Below are 18,738 nucleotides of genomic sequence, written 5' to 3'. Positions count from 1 at the left end.
GCATCCTGTTGACCAGAGTGCGACCGACCGGGGCCCGGCGGCCACCGGGCGGGCCCGGGACAGAGGCCCGCCGGCAGTCAGAACAGGGCGAGCTGCGCCGTGACGTCCACCGCGGGCGGAGGTTCGTGCCCCTCCCGCCCGGCCGATCCCGACGACCTGGCCGGCGAGCGCGCCCAGCGGCGCGGGGGCCGGTGGTCGAAGCCGTGCCGACGCCGGGCCCGGCCGGCCCGTTCGCCGAGCCACGTGCGGTACTCGGCCGGGGCGTAGGAACCGCCCGCGTAGAGCCGGCGGTAGCGCGGCACGAGCGCGGGGTACTCGCGCGCGAGCCACGCCAGGAACCACTCGCGGGCGCCGGGCCGGAGGTGGAGGGGGCCGGTGGTGACGTCGGAAGCGCCCGCCTCGGCGAGGGCGCCGAAGAGGGCGTCGAGCTGCTCCTCGGAGTCGGTGAGCCACGGCAGGATCGGCATGGCGAGCACCGAGCACTCCAGCCCGGCGTCGGAGATCGCACGGACGAGGTCGAGACGCGCGCGCGGCGCCGGGGTGCCGGGCTCCAGCCGTTGCTGCAGGTCGGGGTCCACCAGCGCGAGAGACACCGCGACCGAGACGTCGACGTCGCGCGCCGCCTGCACCAGGAGCGGTAGGTCCCGCTTGAGGAGCGGACCCTTGGTGAGGACGGAGAACGGCGTGCCGGACTCCGCGAGCGCCTCGATGATCCCCGGCATGAGCCGGTACCGGCCCTCGGCTCGCATGTACGGGTCGGAGTTCGTCCCCAGGGCCACGTGCTCGCGCTGCCAGGAGGGGCGGGCGAGCTCCTTGCGCAGCACCTCCACCACGTTCGTCTTCACCACGATCTGGGTGTCGAAGTCCTGCCCGCTGTCGAGGTCCAGGTACTCGTGCGTACGGCGCGCGAAGCAGTACGTGCAACGGTGCAGGCACCCGCGCGTCGTGTTGATCGTCCACGCGAACGGCATCGACGACGCGGCGGGCACCCGGTTCAGCGCGCTCCGGCACAGCACCTCGTGGAACGTGACGCCGGCGAACTCCGGCGTGTGCACGCTGCGAACCAGACCGGCGAGCGGCAGCAGGGCCGAGTCGTCCGGGCCGTTGAGCTGGCGGGCCTCCCATCGCATGCCCCTATTCGAACAGACTTGCGAACCGGTGTCCAGTGCGCCGTGCCGGCGCCGCAGGCACGTGCCCCGGGGCGGGAGCGGGGTGCGTCCTCCGCCGCTACGCCCGGAACACCCCGGGGCGTGGCTGCCGCCACGCGGGTACGGAGTAGCCCGGCTCCCAGGGAAACCGGCCGGACCTGTCGTCGACCGTCAGGTGCAGCACCGGGACGGAGCACTCCGCCGGCCGGTGGTAGTGGAGGTTGGCGGCGAAGACGATGTCGCCCGGGTTGGGGGACTCCTCGACGAACACCCTGTGGGGCCAGTGCTCGAACGTCACCACCTCGCCCGGCACCAGCTGCCTGCCCCGGTAGACCTGCCGGGCCAGGTCGTTCAGCAGCCCGCCGGCGTTGGTCATGGTGAGGCCGAGCACGAGCAGCTCCGGGTGCCCGACGCCGAACAGCCCGACCGTGTAGCAGAAGGGCGTCTGCTCGGCGTCGGGATCACCGAAGACGTACTCCAGATGCACGCCGGTCTCGCGGATGTGCTGCACCACGAGCTGCGCCTGCTGGTCGAGCCACGCCCCGACCGCGGCGTCGTCCGTCCCCGCCATCGTCCTCCCCTTCTCCTCGGTGATCGCGAGGTTAGGGCGGACCACCGGCTCCCGGCCGGGGCGATCCACAGGGGAACGGGGGGGCCCGGCCGGGGCGGTGGAGATCAGGCGAGCTGGAGCGTGGTCACGCAGGTGGCGCCGTCGTCCGTGGTGGCGAAGTCGGCCTCGCCCTCGAGCCCGTCGTAGGACACGCGGATGGTGCCCGCGACCTCGCGCGGCAGCCAGAACCCGACGAAGCCGTTGTCGTACGTGGTGGTCTGCTCGTCGACGAGCACCTCTCCGGCGTCGTCGACGATGGTCACCCGGACCTCCTCGCCGCCCAGCTCGCCGGTGCAGGTGGTGAGCGAGTGGTAGAAGCACTCGTGCGTCTGCTCCACGAAGGGCGCGACGGACACGTAGAACCGGTCCTGCGGCAGCTCCATCGCGAGCTCCTCCTGCCCGTCGGAGAGCACCAGCTCGTCCACCCGGACGGACGCCATGAGGTCGTCCGGTCGTTCGCCGAGCGGGAGACGGTCAAGCTCGTCGACGATCCGGTCCGCCGCAAGGCCGTCCAGGCCGTAGTCGGCCAGGCGCACCTCGACGCCCGCCGACGCAGCCTCGGTCGTTCCGGCCGCGGCGGTCTGCCCAGCCTCAGCCGTCTCGTCCGTGCCGGGCTCTGCGCCCGTCGAGCAGCCGGCGAGCACCAGCACCACACCTGCGGCCGCGACCGCGATCCTTCGCATCATGTCTCCTCCATCCGCCCGGCCACCGGCTGGACCGGTACGTCGTCCGTAACCATGCCACGGCCCGAGACGCCCGGATTGGGCCCTAGGTCCGTTTCTGGAGGATCGCGTCGAGGCCTCGGCGCCGTTCGCCCCGGTGCCTCGGCACCGTTCGCCGCGGTCGTCCGCCGCGGTGCCGGGGCGGAGCTCCCGCCCACGTCGGCGCGTGGACGTCCGCTCGGGACCGACGTCCCAGGGAGGCCGACAACCGGTGCGAGAAGGTCGAAGATGGACGAAACACCCTCACCAAGGAGAACCAGCATGTCTACGAGCCCCGCCCGCGTCACCGTCGTCACGGCTCCCGGGTGCCCGTTCTACGCCGGGGTCGTCAACACCCTGGACAAGCTCGCCGAGCGGCACGAGCTCACGGTGATCGAGGTGCTCGCGCAGTCCCCCGAGGGCGTGGTGCTGGTGGACGAGTTCCGGCCCGCGATGATGCCGCTGGTCCTGGTGGACGGCGCCTACTTCAGCGAGGGAGTGCTGCCGGCCGAGCGTCTGGAGCAGCGGCTCGCCGCCGTTCACTCCGCCTGAACCACCGGCTCCCGCCCGGCGGGACCGGGACTCCGGGACGGGGTGGCGCGCCACCCCGTCCCGACCCATCCACCCGCGGTGGCCTCCCGTGACCGGCGGTCACGGCGCGCTTCCGCGGGATGAGCTGCCCCGCCCCGGCCGCGGCGCGCGCTCACGGTCCGGCACCCGAGGTCCCGGCCCTCCACCCACAACCGTCTCAGCAGTTTGCGGACGGCCCATGGGACAAAAGGCACTGGTCAGGATAGGGCGGGGCGACGGTCCGCGCGGCCGGAACGGGAACGAATCTGCGCCGTCGTGAGAAACCTCTCCGGGCCCCGCCGGACGGTGATCGCCGCGATCCTCTCGGACGACATGATCGCGAGCCGCCGGTCCCGGCGAGCTCTCACCGACATGATCGAACCGCCGGTCCCGACGAGCTCTCGACCGACATGATGGGGCCATGGCCGACTTCACGGGCTTCTCACTCTGGGGACCGCGGTTCTACGCCGAGCTCGAGCACCACAACACGCGCGAGTTCTGGGCGGCGAACAAGGACCGGTGGGAGCGTGAGGTCCGCGACCCGATGCGGGCGCTCGTCGCCGCGCTGGAACCGGAGTTCGGCCCGGCCACCATCTTCCGCCCGCACCGCGACGTGCGCTTCAGCCCGGACAAGTCCCCGTACAAGACGCACCAGGGAGCGATCGCCGGGTCGGCACCCGGCCTGGGGTACTACGTCGGGCTCGACGCCGACGGGCTCATCGTCGGCGGCGGCTTCCGCACCCACTCCCCCGCCCAGACCGACCGCTTCCGCCGGGCAGTCGACTCCGACGCCGGGGCCGAGCTGGCGGGCATCGTGGCCGCCCTCGTCGCAGCCGGGTTCTCCGTGGAGGGCGCCGCGCTGAAGACTCACCCGCGCGGCTACCCGGCCGACCACCCCCGCGTCGAGCTGCTCCGCCGCAAGGAGCTCATGGCGGTGACGAACGTGGGGACCCCACCCTGGCTCGCCACGCCCGCCGCGCTGGACGAGGTGCGGCGCAGGTGGCGCCAGCTCCGGCCGCTGGCCACGTGGGCGGTGTCCCGCGTCGGTCCGGACTGAGGTCCGCCCCGGCGACCCGACCGGCGACGGGGCCGACGGCCGGAGGTTTCCGGCCGAGGGGCCGGAGGCAGGGCGGGTGCGTAGCATCGACGAGGTTTCCGTTCCGCACGGCGGTCGCCTGCGCGGCCGCCCGCCGCCCAGCCCCGAGGAGTACGCATGATCCCTGCAGGTGCCGCCCAGATCCCGGTCGACGGCGACGAGCTCGCCGGGCGGGTCGCCCGGTCGCTCACGGACGCCCTGCACCTCCGGGAGTCCGACGTGGCCGTCACGGCGCAGATGTCGGCCCCCGGTGCGGTCGAGCAGCTGGGCATCGACCTCTCGGGCAGCGTCATCGACAACCGCTACCTCTCCCGCAGCGCGATCAGCCTGCGCCCGCCCCGGTCCACCGCCGGCGGCGTGCACACCGAGGTCGGGACCCTCAGCATCGCGGGACGTCCCGTCGTCGCCTTCGGCGCACCGATCGTCGTGCAGCTCGACGCTCAGCACGTCCCGGCGACCTGGCTCCACGACGACTCCGGCCAGCTGTGGCTGGCGTTCCGCGACGAGCGCGCCAGCGGCGGCGGCACGGCGGGCCGGGCGGTCGTCGAGGGTGAGGTCGCGGCGGTGAGCGCGGCGGCGGGCACGGTGGCAGCGGAGCTCGCGAAGCAGATGGGGGCCGCCGTCAGGGACGTCAGGGTCGCGCCGCGGGCCACCGGCCCGAACCGGTGGCGCTTCGACCTCGCGGCCAGGGTGTCGAAGGGGTTCGCCTCCGCGAACGTCACGGGCCACGCGGAGGTCACGCTCGACGACGACCTGGTCGTCCGCGTGGAGGAGCTGGCCGCCAGGGCAGGCGGCATCCTGGGCTCGCTCGCCCAGGGCTTCATCGAGTCGGCGCTCGGCCGCTACCGCGACCGCTCGGTCGACCTCAAGGAGCTGACCTTCGCCGGCGCGCACGTGACCGGGATCGACGTCGACCTCGGCGAGCGGTTCCGGGTGACGGTGACGCTCGGGTCCTGAGCCGTCACCCACGTCCCGCCCGACGAGCGTGCCCACGGCGAACCCGCGAGCCCTCGCCCGGACGATCAGGGGCGCGGCGGCGCGTCGACGTCCAGCCCGCCGGCGAGGTCGCCGCACTCGACGACCGCGGGCCGGTGGCGGCGCAGGTACTCGCGGGCGCCGGTGTCCCCGGCCGCGAGCGCGGCGACGCCGGCGAAGTGGTCGGCGCCGAGGAGCACGGGGTGGCCGGGGACGCCGTCGTAGGCGGCGCGCGCGAGCGCCGCGGGCCCGGCGGCTGCGGCGAGCATCCGCCGCACCACGGCGGGTCCGACGTCGGGAAGGTCGACCAGGTGGACGAGCGCCGCCCCCGCCGACCGCTCCCGGAGGGCGGCGAGCCCGGTGCGGAGCGACTCGCCCATGCCCTCCGCCCACGCCGGGCAGGCGACGGCGGCCACGCGCGGGCCGACACCCGCGAGGGCGTCCCGCGCCTCCTGCTCCGCGGCACCGAGCACGACGACGACGTCGGCGCACCCGCCGGCGAGCAGCACGTCGGCCGCCCGGCGGACCCACGGAACGCCGTCGGTCACGACGAGCGCCTTCGGCATCCCCATGCGGCGGCCCGCTCCGGCCGCGAGCAGCAGGCCGGTCACGCGGGGCGGGGCGGAGGTCGGCACCTCCCCAGTGTGGCCGGGTCCGCCCCCGGGTGTGCGCACACGGTATGAAGAGCGCATGGACGACGGTCGACGCTGGGACGCGCGCCACCGCGACGCGCCGCCCGCGGTCCCCCGGGCGCCGGACGGGCTCACGGGCCTGGAGGACGCGCTGCCCGACGGCGGCCGCGCCCTCGACGTGGCGTGCGGGCTCGGCGCGGTGACGCTGTGGGCCGCGCAGCGCGGGTTCACGGTGGACGCGCTGGACGCCTCGCCCGTGGCGGTGGCCCGGCTGGCCGACCAGGCGGTCGCCCTCGGGCTCGCCGGACCGGTCCGGGGGCGGGTCGCGGACCTGACCGGCGGTCTCCCCGCCGACGTCACCGGCCCGTACGACCTGGTGGTGTGCCAGCGGTTCCGCGACCCCGCGGTGCTCCGCTCGCTCGCGGGCCTCCTGGCGCCCGGCGGCCTGCTGGTCGTCACCGTGCTGTCCGAGATGGGTGCGCCCGCGCCCTCGCGGTTCGCGGCGGGTGCCGGCGAGCTGAGCGCGCTGGCCCGGACCTCCGGGCACCGCGTGCTCCGCGACGTCGAGGGAGACGGCCGGGCGACGATCGTGCTGCGGCGCACCGGACCTGGACCCGGCTCACGGCGCCGCGTCCCGCGAGAGCATGATGCGGACGAGCGGCACGGAAGGGACAGCGCATGAGCATCAAGGTCGACCTCGGCGAGCTGGGTGCCGCCATGGCGGAGCACGACTTCGCGTACCTGCTCAGCCCGGGTCGCGAACGCCCGCACGTCCTCGCCGTGGTCCCGCGCCTCGTCGACGGCGCCCTGGTGATCGACTCCCCCGGCCGGTCCGCGGCGGCCCTGGCGGCCGAGCACCCGGCGGTGACCCTCGTCTTCCCGCCCCGGCGGGCGGGCGGGTACTCCCTCATCGTCGACGGCGACGCCTCGGTCCCGGGCGGCGGCACCGGTCGGGCCGCTCCCGACGCCCCGACGGCCCTGACGGTCCGTCCGGGCCACGCGGTGCTCCACCGGCCGGCCACCGGCTCGTCCGAGCCCTCACCCACCGGGTGCGACGGCGACTGCAAGCCGCTGGACCGACAGGCCTGAGCAACCCGTCGGCGCGGGGCCGGAGGTGGCGCGGTGCCTGGTGTGGGCGGTCTCACAGGCGGACGGGGGCGCCGGACGGCGCGCAGAAACGGCGGATCCCCGCCGATCTCGGCCGCGTCACGCGGTCGCCGCGGGGTCGGATACGGACACCGGTCAAAATTAGTCCGCGCTTTTGGGGTACGAACGGCCTCCCCGTGCCCCACCATGGTGGTGCTGGTGTGACAGATGGTGCGTAGGGCACCGAGTGACGCAGCACCGACGGGACCTCCGGGCCCCGCCTCAGGCCGCCGGCAGATCCGCACGCCATGTGCCCGACCAGGAAGTCCTCGCATGCACGCTCGCCCCGTCCGGCTCGTCGCAGCCGGGATCCTGCTCAGCACGTCTCTCGTCGTCGCCTCCACCACCTCCGCCACGGCGGGTGCGGCACCGGAGGGCTCCGAGACCCCCGCTGGCACCGAGGCGTCCGCCGTCGCCGAGGCGCCCGCCGTGGAGCCGATGGTCATCGCGCTCACCGACGACGACGGCGCCCGCACCCGGGTGGCCACCGCCGGTCTCGAGGCCCCGGTCCCGGCCGGCCAGTTCTCGGCCTCCTCCGAGACCGCCGTCGTCGGCACCGACGCCGTGCTGACGCAGCCGATCCCCACCGAGGAGTTCCTCGTCGCCGGGCTGACCTGGGAGGCCGGGCAGGAGCTCGCCGCGGACGCCCAGATCTTCGTCCGGGTGGAGGAGGACGGCGTCTGGTCGGAGTGGGACGAGACCTCCCACGAGGAGGGCATGAGCGGGGCCGAGGCTGCCGCCGGCACCGACCCGTTCGTCACCGGCGGCGCGCAGACGATCCAGGTGCGCATCACCGGCTCGGCGTCCGCCCTGCCGGACAACCTCGCCATCACCGTCCTGTCCTCCGAGGACCTGCAGACCCCCGCCTCGGAACCGGCCGCAGCGGGCGCCGAGAGCACCCCGATCCCGGTCCCCACCGTCGCCCCGGCCGCCCCGGGCTCGAGCTCGGTGATTCCCGCCGGGCTCGTCGGCGCCAGCGTCGCGGCCTCCCCGGTCTCGACCGCGGTGCTCCCGCCGCGGCCCTCGATCATCTCCCGCGCCGGGTGGGGCGCGGACGAGGACAAGATGACCTGGCAGCCGACCTACCGGGCGCTGCGCGCTGCGGTCGTGCACCACACGGCCGGGACGAACAGCTACACCCAGACCCAGGCCGCCTCGGTGGTGCGCGGCATCTACCAGTACCACGCGGTCACGCGCGGCTGGGGCGACATCGGGTACAACTTTCTCGTCGACAAGTGGGGCCGGGTCTACGAGGGCCGCACCGGCTCGCTGGCCGCGCCCGCCGGGATGATGCCCCAGGGTGCGCACGCCGCGCCGGTGAACAACGGAACCGTCGGCATCTCCGCCATGGGCGACTACACCAAGATCGCCGCTCCGACCGCCACCATCGACGCCATGACCGACGTGCTGGCCTGGCAGTTCGGGCGAGCCGGCATCGACGCCAGCACCAGGAGCGGCATCTACTCGCCCGGCACCCCAGCCCTGGTCAAGGGCGTGAACCTGCCCCGCATCTTCGGGCACATGGACGTCTCCGCCACCGCCTGCCCGGGCAAGGACATCTACGGCCGCCTCGCCGCCATGCGCACCGCGGTGGCGAGCAAGACCGACCCGCCGGCGCCGGCACCCGCCCCGGCCCCCGCGCCGACGCCTGCGCCGACGCCCGCGACCTCGAGCCCGACGACGGGGCTGCACCCCATCTACCTCAACAACGCCCTGACCGCCTCGTCCGACGTCGTCTTCTCGTACGGCCCGACGAGCTCGACGATCATCGTGGGCGACTGGGACGGCAACGGCACCGACACCCCGGCCGCACGCACGCACCAGATCTTCGCGGTCCGGAACTCCAACACCTCCGGTCCGGCCGACAAGACCTTCGCCTACGGCCGTCCCGGCGACGTCGTCCTGGTCGGGGACTGGAACGGGGACAGGGTCGACACCCTCGCGGTGCGCCGCGGCCGGGAGTACCACATCAAGAACACCGTCACCTCGGGACCGGCCGACAAGATCGTCTACTACGGCAAGCCCGATGACGAGATCCTCGTCGGGGACTGGGACGGCAACGGCACCGACACGTTCGCGGTGCGGCGCGAGCGCACGCTGTACATCAAGAACACCATGTCCACCGGCGTCGCCGACCGGGTCATCGCCTACGGCCGCCCCGGCGACACGATGCTCGTCGGGGACTGGGACGGCGACGGCGAGGACACCATCGCCGTGCGCCGTGGCGACCAGCTCATGATCAGGAACAGCCTCACCTCGGGTGTCGCCGACAAGACCTTCACCTACGGGCGGACCACCGACCGCATGCTCGTCGGCGACTGGAACGGGGACCGGAAGGACACGTTCGGCATCTTCCGCTGACGCCACCGCTCGGGGCAGTGCTCGGCTCTACCCGCGCAGGATCGACGGCGCGCTGCGGGCGACGCGGGTCGCCAGGGCGATCCCGCAGACCGCGAGAGCGACGGTGACCGCCCACGTGTGGTCCCACGTGCCCGTCGCCTGGGCGACGGCGGCCACCGCCGGCGGGCCGGCGAACTGGCCCAGGGCGTTGAGCTGCTGCCCCAGCCCGAGGGAGGTGGCGATCGTCGCCGGGCCCGGCGCGGTGCGCAGGAGGCCCGCGACCACCGTCGTCGGCACCATGCCGCCGACGGCGGAGAAGACCAGCACCGCGCCGTAGCGCACCCCGAACTCGAGGTCCGGGCCGAGGTGCGGCGCGACGCCGAACGCCACGGCAGCGCTGAGCCCCATCACGGCGAAGCTCGTGCACCACAGCACCGGCGGGCGCGCGCCGTGGTGCAGCGCTGCCCCCGCCCCGAGGTTGCCGACGGCGTTGACCCCCGCCACCAGGGCGCCGAGCGCCGCAGCGCCCGAGGGGTCGACGCCGCCGTCGGCGTACATCGTGGGCAGGAACTGGACCACCCCGTTCCACTGCGCCGTGTACAGCAGGAACAGCAGGGCCACGAGGAGGGGGCCGCGCGCCTGCAGCGTCGCCCGCAACCGGTCCGTGGCGCCCCTCGAGCGGACGCCGGGCGGGTCTGCGGCGAGCAGTGCTGCGGCCGCCACCGCCATGACGCCGGAGCAGACCGCGGCGGCGCCCCACCAGGTCCGCCACTCGAGCTGGCCGCCGAGCAGCAGCGAGAGGGCCGCGGCCAGCGGGATGTGGCAGCCCCAGACGCCGGTGAGCAGCGACACCCGCCCCGGCGGCGCCGTCCGGCGGATCAGCGCGGGCGCGCAGATCGAGACGAGCATGAAGCCCACGCCCTCCAGCACCCGGGAGCCGAGCAGCGGCAGGTAGCCCACGGAGCCGAGGCCGACGGCGGAGCCCGCGGTGAGCAGCGTCAGCCCGAGCAGGAGTCCACGGCGCAGGCCGATCCGGTCCCCCGCCAGCCCGACCGGCACACCGAGGAGCATCCCGGCCACCTGGACGACCGACAGCAGGAGGCCGCCCTGCACCAGGCTCAGCCCGAGGTCGGCCGAGAGCGCGGGAAGGGCCGGGGCGAGCTTCCACACGTGCAGGGCGCCCGCCATCCCCGCGAGGATCACCAGCAGCGCGGCGCCGGTGCCCGCGCCGAGGCCGCCGGCCGGAACGCGGGTGGACGTGCTCGCACCGACCACCGGGAGCCTCCTCAGCTCGGGACGTGTGTCCTCGGCCCGGGACCTCAGTGTCGGCTCGGTCGGGCCGGGAGGACCGCGGGGCGCCGTCGCCGCTCGGCGCACCGGCAGCCTAGAGGAGGCCGGGCCGCACGGAAGCCGTCGTCCGCGCCGCGGTCAGCACCCGCCCCAGCCTCTCGCTCCATGCTGAAGGGTCTGTACCGCTGCCGGTACAGACCCCTCGGCTCGTGCGCGACACTCCGCACGGAGAATCGGTCCTCAGGCGGCGACCTTCTCCTCCTCGAGGGCCGCGGACGCCCGGGCGGCCGCGGTGCGCCGCGGGATCGCGAGGATGACGGCGAGACCGAGAACCGCTGGGATGATGAAGGAGTAGAAGTTCCACCGGAAGCCCAGGTCGGACTCCATGATCAGTCCCACCATGATCGGGGCGACGACGGCCCCGATACGGCCGATCCCGAGGGTGACGCCGACCGCGCTGCCGCGGGCCCAGGCGGGGAAGAACGCCGCGGCGTAGCCGTTGACCAGGATCTGCGTCCCGATCGAGCCGAGTCCGGCCACCGCCACGAAGACGTACAGCAGCGCGGCCGGCGGCTGCAGGCTCAGCGCGACGAGCGTGAGCGCCGCCGCCGCGAAGGCCAGGCCTACGGCGAACTTCGACCCCATCCTGTCCGCGAGCGCGGCCGCGGCGACGCTGCCGACGATCGCGCCGAGGTTGAGCACCAGCAGGAAGCTGATGGAGGACCCGAGCGGGTAGCCGGCGCTCCGCATGATCTGCGGCAGCCAGGTGTTCAGCCCGTACACGAGCAGCAGCCCGGAGAAGGAGGCCACCGAGAACAGGGCGAGCGGGCCGAGGTTGCCGCCCGAGACGAGGAACCGCAGGGCGCCGGGCGCCTTCTTCGCGCCGCCCGACGAGCGGACCTCGAGGTCGACGCCGTACTCGCGGGCGAGCGCGTGGGCCTCGGCGGTGCGGCCCCTTCCCGCGAGGTAGCTCATCGACTCCGGCAGGTAGCGGTGGACGAGCGGCACGAGGATCAGGGCGGGCGCGGCGCCGAGCCAGAGCAGCACGCGGAAGCCGTGGTCGGCCAGCAGCGCCATCGCCGCCAGGGCGGCGAAGACGCCGCCGAAGGAGTAGCCGACGAACATCATCGCGTTGTAGAACTGCTGCTTCCCGCGCGGGGCGTACTCCACGGTGAGGGCGATCGCGGTGGGCATGACGCCGCCGAGGCCGATGCCCGCGATCAGGCGGAAGAGGCCGAAGACCTCGGGTGTCGGCGCCATCGCGGTGGCAGCGGTGGCGACGCTGAACCAGATGATGCTGGCGATGATGATGCGCCGTCGACCGAGAATGTCGGTCAGGGCACCGACGCCGAGCGCGCCCACGAGCATGCCGAAGGTGGCGTAGCTGCCGATCAGGCCGACGTCGGCCGGCGTCAGGTCCCAGGTCGGGTGCTCCAGCAGCGCGGGGACCATGGCCCCGTAGATCATGAGGTCGTACCCGTCGAGCACGATGGCTGCGAAGGCGAGCGCTACGACGACGAGCCCCTTGCGGGACCCGCCCGCGAACGCGGCGGAGGGTGCTGACATCGTTGTCTCCTGCGGTGAGGTGGTTCGGGATCGCCGCCCGGCGGGCGGTCGTGCGGTGCGGAGCTCGCTCGTGGTGCGGGCGACTGCCGCGCCCCTGCGGCGCGAGGCGGTGGTGTGCACCACCTCACACCGGGTAATGTGTACGGCATCTCATCGACGGCCGTCAAGCATTCGAATCAGATTGTGCGGAGTCGCCACCAGGAGGGGCCTCTCCGCCGTACCGCCGGCCCCGCCCGCTGTTGACATCGCCCGAGGCGCCTGCCAAGAAGGAGCACCATGAAGCCGCGGTCCATCGTCGTCGACCTGTTCGGCGGCTACCTGCGCTACCGGGGCGGCGCCGCGCCGCTGCGCGACCTCGTCGCGCTCCTGGCGAAGTTCGACGTGGGCGCCTCGACCGCCCGGGTGACGATGTCCCGCCTGAAGAAGGAGGGATGGCTCGACACCCGGCCCGGCACGGACGGCCGCGAGGTCGTCTACGCCCTCAACGAGCACAGCTGGCAGGTGCTCGACGAGGGACGCGAACGCATCTTCAGCGACCCACGGTCCAGCTGGGACGGGTGGTGGCACATGGTCATCTACTACGTCCCGGAGACCGCCAGGTCCGCACGCGAGGAGCTGCGCAAGGAGCTCGCGTGGCTCGGCTTCGGCCCGCTGGCGGCGTCGACGTGGATCTCGCCCCACGACCGGCTCACGCGTGTGGAGGAGAAGTTCGCGCACGAGCCCGACGTCCGGCTCGACCTGCTGCGCGCCAGGTCCAAGGGGCTGCCGGCCGACCGCGACATGGCCGAGCGCTGCTGGGACCTCGGCGCGCTGAACGCCGACTACCTGACGTTCCTCGAGCGCTACCGCGCGGAGCTGCCCCGGTACCGCGCCGGCCGGGTGAGCCCGGACGAGGCGCTCGTGGAACGCATCGAGCTCTTCCGCGAGTGGCGGAAGTTCCCCTTCCGGGACCCGGCCCTGCCGCTCGAGCTGCTACCCGCCCGTTGGCTCGGCCACGACGCCTACCAGCTCTTCACCGAGGTCTCCGACCTGCTGCAGCCCGCGGCGGAGCGCGCCATCGACGAGGCGACCGGGACGCGCCGGGAGGACGCCACGTCCGGGCCGGCCGAGCCGCCGACCCGGACGACGCGCGCGTCGAGGGATCGCGCACCCGACATTTCTGCGTCACTCGCTTGACGGCCGTCGTGCAGGTGTTACACACTCGTTGAACCAGGCCACTCCTGGTGACCACACGACGACGTGAACCGTAGGAGATCCCATGTCGCTCTCAGTAGCCTGCATCGGCGGTGGCCCAGGCGGTCTGTTCGCCGCCACGCTCATCAAGCAGCGCCGGCCTGACGCCCGGGTGACCGTCTACGAGCGCAACCGCGCCGACGACACCTACGGCTTCGGCGTCGTCTTCTCGGACGCGACCCTGGAGAAGATCAACGCCGCCGACCCGGTGCTCATCGACGCGCTGCGCGAGCACGGCACGCACTGGGAGGACATCGAGGTCCGGCTCAAGGGCGAGCGGATCACCGTGGGCGGCAACGGGATGGCCGCCATCTCCCGCAAGACGCTGCTGCTGCTCCTGCAGGACCGCGCCCGCGCCGAGGGCGTGGACCTGCGCTTCGAGACAGAGGTCGACGTCGAGGAGGTGCTCGACACCCACGACCTCGTCGTCGCCTCCGACGGCGCGAACTCCCGCGCCCGCGAGCGCTTCGCCGACCAGTTCGGCCCCTCCGCCGTCCAGGCGAGCGCGAAGTTCATCTGGTTCGGCACCTCCTACATGTTCGACGGACTGACGTTCGTCCACAAGGAGGCCCCGCACGGCGTCTTCGCCGTCCACGGCTACCCCATCTCGGAGGACGTCGGCACCTTCATCGTCGAGACCGACGAGGAGACCTGGCGCCGCGCCGGCCTCGACGAGTTCGACGTCACCCAGCCCCCCGGGCCGAGCGACGAGAAGAGCCGCAAGTACCTCGAGGAGCTCTTCGCCGACGAGATCGACGGGCAGCCGCTGCTGGTCAACAACTCCCGCTGGGGGAACTTCCGCACCCGCCGGGCCGCGTCCTGGCACGCCGGCAGGCTGGCCCTCCTCGGCGACTCCGCGCACACCGCGCACTTCTCGGTCGGCTCCGGCACCAAGATGGCGATGGAGGACGCGATCGAGCTCGCCCGCGCCGTGGCCGAGCACGACGACGTCGAGCGGGCCCTGGCCGCGTACGAGGCGGCGGCCCGCCCCTCCGTGGAGAAGATCCAGGGCTCGGCCCGCCCCAGCCTGTCCTGGTGGGAGCACTTCGGCCGCTACCACGCCGCGTTCGACCCCACGCAGTTCGCCTTCCACTTCATGAGCCGGTCCATCGGCCGCGCCAAGATCGCCCGCCGCGACCCCGACTTCATCGCCGCCGTCGACGCCGCCTGGCGCGCGCGGCATGGCAGCGACCCGCTCAGCACTCCGCTCGACCTGGGCGAGGTGACCTTCCCGGGCCGCACCGCGCGGATCGTCGAGCGCGACGGGCGGCGGTTCGTGACCGATGACGGCGGCGCCGTCGTCCCGCTCGCCGAGTGCCCCACCGCCCTGGACGGCGGCAGCACCCTGGACGGCGGGCACGCCGTCGCGGGCGGCAGCGCGCTCGGCAAGGACGAGCCGTGGGCGCTGTGGCTCACGGCCCCGGAGACGGAGGACGGCGTGGCCGGCGCCGCGGCCGCCGTGGCGGCCTGCCGCACCGAGCGGCCCGCGCTCGTCGCGGTGCACGGCGGGACGCCGCTCACCCGGGTCCTGCTCGCCGAGGAGGCCCGTCTCGCCGCCGGCCTGCCGGTCGCCCTGGTGGAGGAGCAGGCCGACGAGGACCGCGCCGCCACCCTGGTCCTCTCCGGCCGGGCCGACCTCGTCGCGACCGCGGGAGGCACCGGTGTCTGACCTGCGGCCCCTCTTCTCCCCGCGCGGCGTCGCCGTCGTCGGCGCCTCGCGCTCCGGCGCGAAGCTCGGCGCCGTCATGGCCCGCTCCCTGCGCAGCTTCGACGGCGCCCTCGGGCTCGTCAACTCGCGCAACCCCGACCCCGCCGCCGGGCTGCACGCCTCCGTCGCGGCGGCCTCGCGGGCCCTCGGCGCGCCGCTGGACCTCGCGGTCTTGTGCGTGCCCGCCGCGGCCTGCGCCTCCGCCGTCGAGGACGCCGCGGCGGCGGGCACGAAGGCCGCCCTCGTCTGCGCCGGCGGGTTCGCCGAGTCCGGCGAGCAGGGCGCCGTCCACCAGGCGGCCCTGCTCGAGGCCGCCCGCCGCACCGGCGTGCGACTCCTCGGGCCGAACACCTCCGGGTTCTTCTCCCCCGCCCAGAGGCTCACCGCGAGCTTCGTCCCGGCGGCCGCGGACGTGCCGGCCGGCGGGGTCGCCGTCGTCGCGGCCTCCGGCGGGATCAACCACGCCCTGTCCTTCCTCCTCGCCGAGGCCGGCCTGGGCGTGAGCCTCGCCGTCGGGCTGGGCAACGCCACGGACGTCACCGCCCCCGACGTCCTCGACCATCTCCGCGACGACGCCGCCACCCGCGTGGTGGCGCTGCACGTGGAGTCGGTCGCGGACGGGCGGCGCCTCGTGGAGTCCGTCCGGGCGCTGACCGAGCGGGTGCCCGTGGTCGCGCTCGTGGTGGGCCGCAACGACGTCGCCGAGTTCGCCCAGTCCCACACCGGCGCCCTCGCCACGTCGTGGCGGACCACGCGCGCGGCGCTGCGCCAGGCCGGCGCGGTCCTGGTGGACGACGAGCAGCAGCTCGTCGACGCCGTCGCCGCGCTCTCCCACACCCGCCTCGCTCCCGCGGCCGACCCGGGCGTGGGCATCGTGACGGCGCAGGCCGGTCCGGGCCTGCTGCTCATGGACAGCCTCCGCGGGCACGGGGTCGCCGTGCCCGCGCTGGTCGACGCGACCGTCGCGCGGCTCGGCGAGCTCCTGCCCCCGCTGACCTATCAGCGCAATCCCGTGGACACCGGCCGCCCGGCCGAGACGTTCGGCGCCGTCCTCGGGACCGTCGCCGCCGACCCGGGCGTGGACGCCGTCGCCACCTATGCCCTCACCGAGCCGGACAGCATCGACCTGGCCGCCACGGTCCCGGCCGCCTCCGCCGGCTCGGCCGTGCCCACGCTCGTGGGCGTCGGCGGTGCGCCGGACGAGGTCCGCGCGATCCGTCGCCGTCTCCACACCGCCGGAGTCGCCGCGTACGGCGCCCCGACGGCGCTGGCCACCGGCGTCGCCGCGCTGGTCGAGGACGCCCGCCGCCAGCACGGTCTGGCACGCGGCGCCGCGAGCGCCCGACCGGCAGGTGCCACCGTCGGCGGGCTCCGGGCCGCGGCGGAGCGGACCTCGTGGGACGAGGACCAGGCCAAGAGCCTGGTCGCGCAGCTCGGCGTGCGCACCATGCCGCGCCGCGCCTGCGGCTCGGACGCCGAGGCGCACGGCGCCCTGGACGAGATCGGCGGCCCGGTCGCCGTCAAGCTTCTCGACGCGGCCGTGCTCCACAAGACCGAGGTCGGCGGCGTCCGCCTGGGCGTGCGCACCCACGAGGAGCTGGACGAGGCCCTCGCCGCCCTGCGGGCCGCGGGCGCGGAACGGTTCCTCGTCGAGGCCATGGCCCCGGCCGGCGTCGACCTCATCCTCGGCGCGCGCCGGGACCCGGTCTTCGGCCCGGTCGTCCTGCTCGGGCTCGGTGGCACCGTGGCGGAGGCACTGGCCGACGTCAGCCTCCGCGTCGCGCCGCTCTCCCCGGCGGAGGCCGCCACCATGCCCGACGACCTGGCCGGGCGCGCCCTCCTGGAAGGCTTCCGCGGCTCGCCCGCACTCGACCAGTCCGAGCTCGCCGACCTCGTCAGCGCGCTCGGCACCCTCCTCCTCGACGCCCCGCACCTGGCGGACGTCGAGATCAACCCGCTGCGGGTCACCGCGGACGGGCTCGTCGCCCTCGACGCTGTCGTCACCACGAAGGAGTCGTGATGGTTCGCCCCATCTCCGAAGGAATCGTCCCCTGGCCCGCCGAGCTGGTCGAACGGTTCACCGCCGCCGGGTACTGGGAGGGCAAGAGCCTGGGGCACCACCTCTGGAGCGCCGCCGACGCCCACGCGGACGACGTCGCCGTGGTCGACGGAAAGGTGCGCCTGAGCTACGCCGAGCTGGTCGCCCGGGCCGACGCCGCCGCCTCCCGGCTGCGCGACCTCGGCGTCGCGGCGGGTGACCGGATCGTGGTCCAGCTGCCCAACGGCTGGGAGTTCGTCGTGCTCACCCTGGCCTGCTTCCGAGCCGGCATCGTCCCGGTGATGGCCCTGCCCGGGCACCGGCGCCACGAGATGTCCTACTTCGTCGCCCACGCCGAGGCCGTCGCCGTCGCGGTGCCGGACGTCGTGAAGGACTTCGACCACCAGCGTCTCGCCCGCGAGCTCGCCGCCGAGAACCCCGGTCTGCGCCATCTGCTGGTCGCCGGTGAGCAGGTCGCCGAGGGGTCGGTCGACCTGCGCGCGCTCTGCGCCGCGCCGGCCGACGACGCGGAGACCGCCGGCCACCGCGCCCGGTGGGACGCGGAGGAGCCGGCGAGCTCCGACGTCGCCCTCTTCCTGCTCTCCGGGGGCACCACCGGCATCCCGAAGCTCATCCCCCGCTCGCACGACGACTACGCCTTCAACGCCAAGGAGTCCACGAAGGTCTGCGGCTTCGACGCCGACACCGTCTACCTCGTGAGCATCCCGGTGACTCACAACTTCCCGCTCGCCTGCCCGGGAGTGCTCGGCACCCTGCTCGTCGGCGGCACGGTCGTCATGCTGCCCAGCCCCTCTCCGGCGCGGGCGTTCGCCACCATCGAACGGGAGGGCGTCACCCACACCGCCGTGGTCCCCGCCGTCGCCAAGCGGTGGCTCGACGAGCAGGCGGCCCACCCGACCGACCAGCTCGCCTCCCTCAAGGTGCTGCAGGTCGGCGGCTCCCGGCTGGCCGACGAGGTCGCCCGACGCGTCCCCGGCACGCTCGGCTGCACGCTCCAGCAGGTGTTCGGCATGGCTGAGGGACTGCTGAACTACACCCGCCTCGACGACCCCGAGGAGGTCATCTTCACCACCCAGGGTCGGCCGATGTCGACCGCAGACCAAGTCCTTCTCGTCGACGAGCACGACAACCCCGTCCCGCAGGGCATGCCCGGGTCGCTCATCACCCAGGGCCCGTACACGCTGCGCGGCTACTACCGCGCCGAGGAGCAGAACGCCCGCGCCTTCACCGCCGACGGCTGGTACCGCTCCGGCGACATCTGCCGCACGGACGAGATGGGCAACCTCATCGTCGAGGGTCGCGACAAGGACATGATCAACCGCGGCGGGGAGAAGGTCTCCGCGGAGGAGGTCGAGAACCTCGTCTACCAGCTGCCCGCGGTGCGGCTCGTCGCCGCGGTCGCCATGCCGGACGACGCACTCGGCGAGCGGGTGTGCCTCTACGTCGTCCCGCACGACGGCGCGAGCGTCACCCTGCCGCAGATCCAGGCCGCCATGGAGGACGCCGGGGTGGCCCGCTACAAGTGGCCCGAGCACGTCGAGGTCGTCGACGAGCTGCCCACCACGAAGGTCGGCAAGATCAACAAGAAGGCGCTCCGCAGCGACATCGCCGAGCGGCTGGCCACCGGGCTCGGCGTCCGGGCCGGGGTCTGAGCGATGCCCCGT

Annotated in this window: 16 protein-coding genes; 10 read left to right on the top strand and 6 right to left on the bottom strand. The window is 74.2% G+C overall.

From position 1 onward, the window contains the following. Positions 1-77: 77 nt before the first annotated feature. The 3 genes from KZX45_RS14180 to KZX45_RS14170 all read right to left on the bottom strand — a co-directional run bounded on the left by KZX45_RS14180 (position 78) and on the right by KZX45_RS14170 (position 2,444). A complete protein-coding gene (locus KZX45_RS14180; protein ID WP_248258401.1) occupies positions 78-1,130 on the bottom strand; it encodes an Rv2578c family radical SAM protein in 1,053 nt (350 codons plus the stop codon). Positions 1,131-1,227: 97 nt separating this feature from the next. Further along, complete coding sequence (locus KZX45_RS14175) at positions 1,228-1,788, bottom strand: DUF4262 domain-containing protein (RefSeq protein WP_248258400.1); 561 nt, start codon at positions 1,786-1,788, stop codon at positions 1,228-1,230. 35 nt (positions 1,789-1,823) lie between these two features. Next, entirely contained in the window at positions 1,824-2,444 is a 621-nt protein-coding gene (locus KZX45_RS14170) for a CueP family metal-binding protein (protein WP_248258399.1), read from the bottom strand. A gap of 297 nt (positions 2,445-2,741) precedes the next feature. Here KZX45_RS14170 and KZX45_RS14165 point away from each other — a divergent pair, with 297 nt between their 5' ends. The 3 genes from KZX45_RS14165 (at position 2,742) to KZX45_RS14155 (ending at position 5,082) form a co-directional block, all read left to right on the top strand. Next, positions 2,742-3,011 carry a glutaredoxin gene (locus tag KZX45_RS14165; RefSeq protein WP_248258398.1) on the top strand — a complete coding sequence of 90 codons (270 nt, stop codon included), beginning with the start codon at positions 2,742-2,744 and terminating at the stop codon, positions 3,009-3,011. Positions 3,012-3,450: 439 nt separating this feature from the next. Next, a complete protein-coding gene (locus tag KZX45_RS14160) occupies positions 3,451-4,086 on the top strand; it encodes a DUF2461 domain-containing protein (protein WP_248258397.1) in 636 nt (211 codons plus the stop codon). Positions 4,087-4,242: 156 nt separating this feature from the next. Next, positions 4,243-5,082, top strand: a complete 840-nt coding sequence (locus KZX45_RS14155; protein WP_248258396.1) for a hypothetical protein — start codon at positions 4,243-4,245, stop codon at positions 5,080-5,082. 65 nt (positions 5,083-5,147) lie between these two features. On the opposite strand, the gene KZX45_RS14150 is transcribed toward KZX45_RS14155, so the two are convergent. After that, on the bottom strand, positions 5,148-5,735 hold the full coding sequence (locus tag KZX45_RS14150) for a nucleotidyltransferase family protein (protein ID WP_248258395.1): 588 nt from the start codon (positions 5,733-5,735) through the stop codon (positions 5,148-5,150). A 55-nt stretch (positions 5,736-5,790) separates the two neighbouring features. Here KZX45_RS14150 and KZX45_RS14145 point away from each other — a divergent pair, with 55 nt between their 5' ends. The 3 genes from KZX45_RS14145 (at position 5,791) to KZX45_RS14135 (ending at position 9,239) form a co-directional block, all read left to right on the top strand. After that, complete coding sequence (locus KZX45_RS14145; RefSeq protein WP_248258394.1) at positions 5,791-6,414, top strand: bifunctional 2-polyprenyl-6-hydroxyphenol methylase/3-demethylubiquinol 3-O-methyltransferase UbiG; 624 nt, start codon at positions 5,791-5,793, stop codon at positions 6,412-6,414. Continuing rightward, positions 6,411-6,821: a hypothetical protein gene (locus tag KZX45_RS14140; protein ID WP_248258393.1), complete on the top strand. Its 411-nt coding sequence runs from the start codon at positions 6,411-6,413 to the stop codon at positions 6,819-6,821. The genes KZX45_RS14145 and KZX45_RS14140 overlap by 4 nt, the downstream gene beginning before the upstream one ends. 330 nt (positions 6,822-7,151) lie before the next feature. Next, positions 7,152-9,239, top strand: coding sequence for an N-acetylmuramoyl-L-alanine amidase (locus KZX45_RS14135; protein WP_248258392.1), 2,088 nt, complete (start codon positions 7,152-7,154; stop codon positions 9,237-9,239). Positions 9,240-9,266: 27 nt separating this feature from the next. Here KZX45_RS14135 and KZX45_RS14130 read toward each other — a convergent pair whose 3' ends face one another. Next, positions 9,267-10,493, bottom strand: a complete 1,227-nt coding sequence (locus KZX45_RS14130; RefSeq protein ID WP_248258391.1) for an MFS transporter — start codon at positions 10,491-10,493, stop codon at positions 9,267-9,269. A 255-nt stretch (positions 10,494-10,748) separates the two neighbouring features. Further along, complete coding sequence (locus tag KZX45_RS14125) at positions 10,749-12,074, bottom strand: MFS transporter (protein WP_248258390.1); 1,326 nt, start codon at positions 12,072-12,074, stop codon at positions 10,749-10,751. Positions 12,075-12,350: 276 nt separating this feature from the next. On the opposite strand from KZX45_RS14125, the gene KZX45_RS14120 reads away from it, so the two are divergent. From KZX45_RS14120 to KZX45_RS14105, 4 genes are all read left to right on the top strand, one after another. Then, on the top strand, positions 12,351-13,250 hold the full coding sequence (locus tag KZX45_RS14120) for a PaaX family transcriptional regulator C-terminal domain-containing protein (RefSeq protein WP_248258389.1): 900 nt from the start codon (positions 12,351-12,353) through the stop codon (positions 13,248-13,250). A gap of 82 nt (positions 13,251-13,332) precedes the next feature. Then, positions 13,333-14,976 carry an FAD-dependent monooxygenase gene (locus tag KZX45_RS14115; RefSeq protein WP_248258388.1) on the top strand — a complete coding sequence of 548 codons (1,644 nt, stop codon included), beginning with the start codon at positions 13,333-13,335 and terminating at the stop codon, positions 14,974-14,976. Continuing rightward, on the top strand, positions 14,969-17,035 hold the full coding sequence (locus tag KZX45_RS14110; protein ID WP_248258387.1) for an acetate--CoA ligase family protein: 2,067 nt from the start codon (positions 14,969-14,971) through the stop codon (positions 17,033-17,035). The genes KZX45_RS14115 and KZX45_RS14110 overlap by 8 nt, the downstream gene beginning before the upstream one ends. Continuing rightward, a complete protein-coding gene (locus KZX45_RS14105; RefSeq protein WP_248258386.1) occupies positions 17,035-18,726 on the top strand; it encodes a (2,3-dihydroxybenzoyl)adenylate synthase in 1,692 nt (563 codons plus the stop codon). The genes KZX45_RS14110 and KZX45_RS14105 overlap by 1 nt, the downstream gene beginning before the upstream one ends. The last annotated feature ends 12 nt before the right edge of the window (positions 18,727-18,738 follow it).

The sequence above is a fragment of the Georgenia sp. EYE_87 genome (genome assembly GCF_023148685.1).
Taxonomy (GTDB): Bacteria; Actinomycetota; Actinomycetes; order Actinomycetales; family Actinomycetaceae; genus Georgenia.
The sequence above is the reverse complement of the archived record's forward strand: the minus strand, read 5'-3'. Positions and strand labels throughout refer to the sequence as shown.

What these genes read in the sequence shown, in the direction of transcription:
- KZX45_RS14180 (WP_248258401.1), bottom strand. Translation starts at nt 1,130, where the DNA reads ATGCGATGGGAGGCCCGCCAGCTCAACGGCCCGGACGACTCGGCCCTG.
- KZX45_RS14170 (WP_248258399.1), bottom strand. Translation starts at nt 2,444, where the DNA reads ATGATGCGAAGGATCGCGGTCGCGGCCGCAGGTGTGGTGCTGGTGCTC.
- KZX45_RS14165 (WP_248258398.1), top strand. Translation starts at nt 2,742, where the DNA reads ATGTCTACGAGCCCCGCCCGCGTCACCGTCGTCACGGCTCCCGGGTGC.
- KZX45_RS14160 (WP_248258397.1), top strand. Translation starts at nt 3,451, where the DNA reads ATGGCCGACTTCACGGGCTTCTCACTCTGGGGACCGCGGTTCTACGCC.
- KZX45_RS14155 (WP_248258396.1), top strand. Translation starts at nt 4,243, where the DNA reads ATGATCCCTGCAGGTGCCGCCCAGATCCCGGTCGACGGCGACGAGCTC.
- KZX45_RS14145 (WP_248258394.1), top strand. Translation starts at nt 5,791, where the DNA reads ATGGACGACGGTCGACGCTGGGACGCGCGCCACCGCGACGCGCCGCCC.
- KZX45_RS14140 (WP_248258393.1), top strand. Translation starts at nt 6,411, where the DNA reads ATGAGCATCAAGGTCGACCTCGGCGAGCTGGGTGCCGCCATGGCGGAG.
- KZX45_RS14135 (WP_248258392.1), top strand. Translation starts at nt 7,152, where the DNA reads ATGCACGCTCGCCCCGTCCGGCTCGTCGCAGCCGGGATCCTGCTCAGC.
- KZX45_RS14125 (WP_248258390.1), bottom strand. Translation starts at nt 12,074, where the DNA reads ATGTCAGCACCCTCCGCCGCGTTCGCGGGCGGGTCCCGCAAGGGGCTC.
- KZX45_RS14120 (WP_248258389.1), top strand. Translation starts at nt 12,351, where the DNA reads ATGAAGCCGCGGTCCATCGTCGTCGACCTGTTCGGCGGCTACCTGCGC.
- KZX45_RS14115 (WP_248258388.1), top strand. Translation starts at nt 13,333, where the DNA reads ATGTCGCTCTCAGTAGCCTGCATCGGCGGTGGCCCAGGCGGTCTGTTC.
- KZX45_RS14105 (WP_248258386.1), top strand. Translation starts at nt 17,035, where the DNA reads ATGGTTCGCCCCATCTCCGAAGGAATCGTCCCCTGGCCCGCCGAGCTG.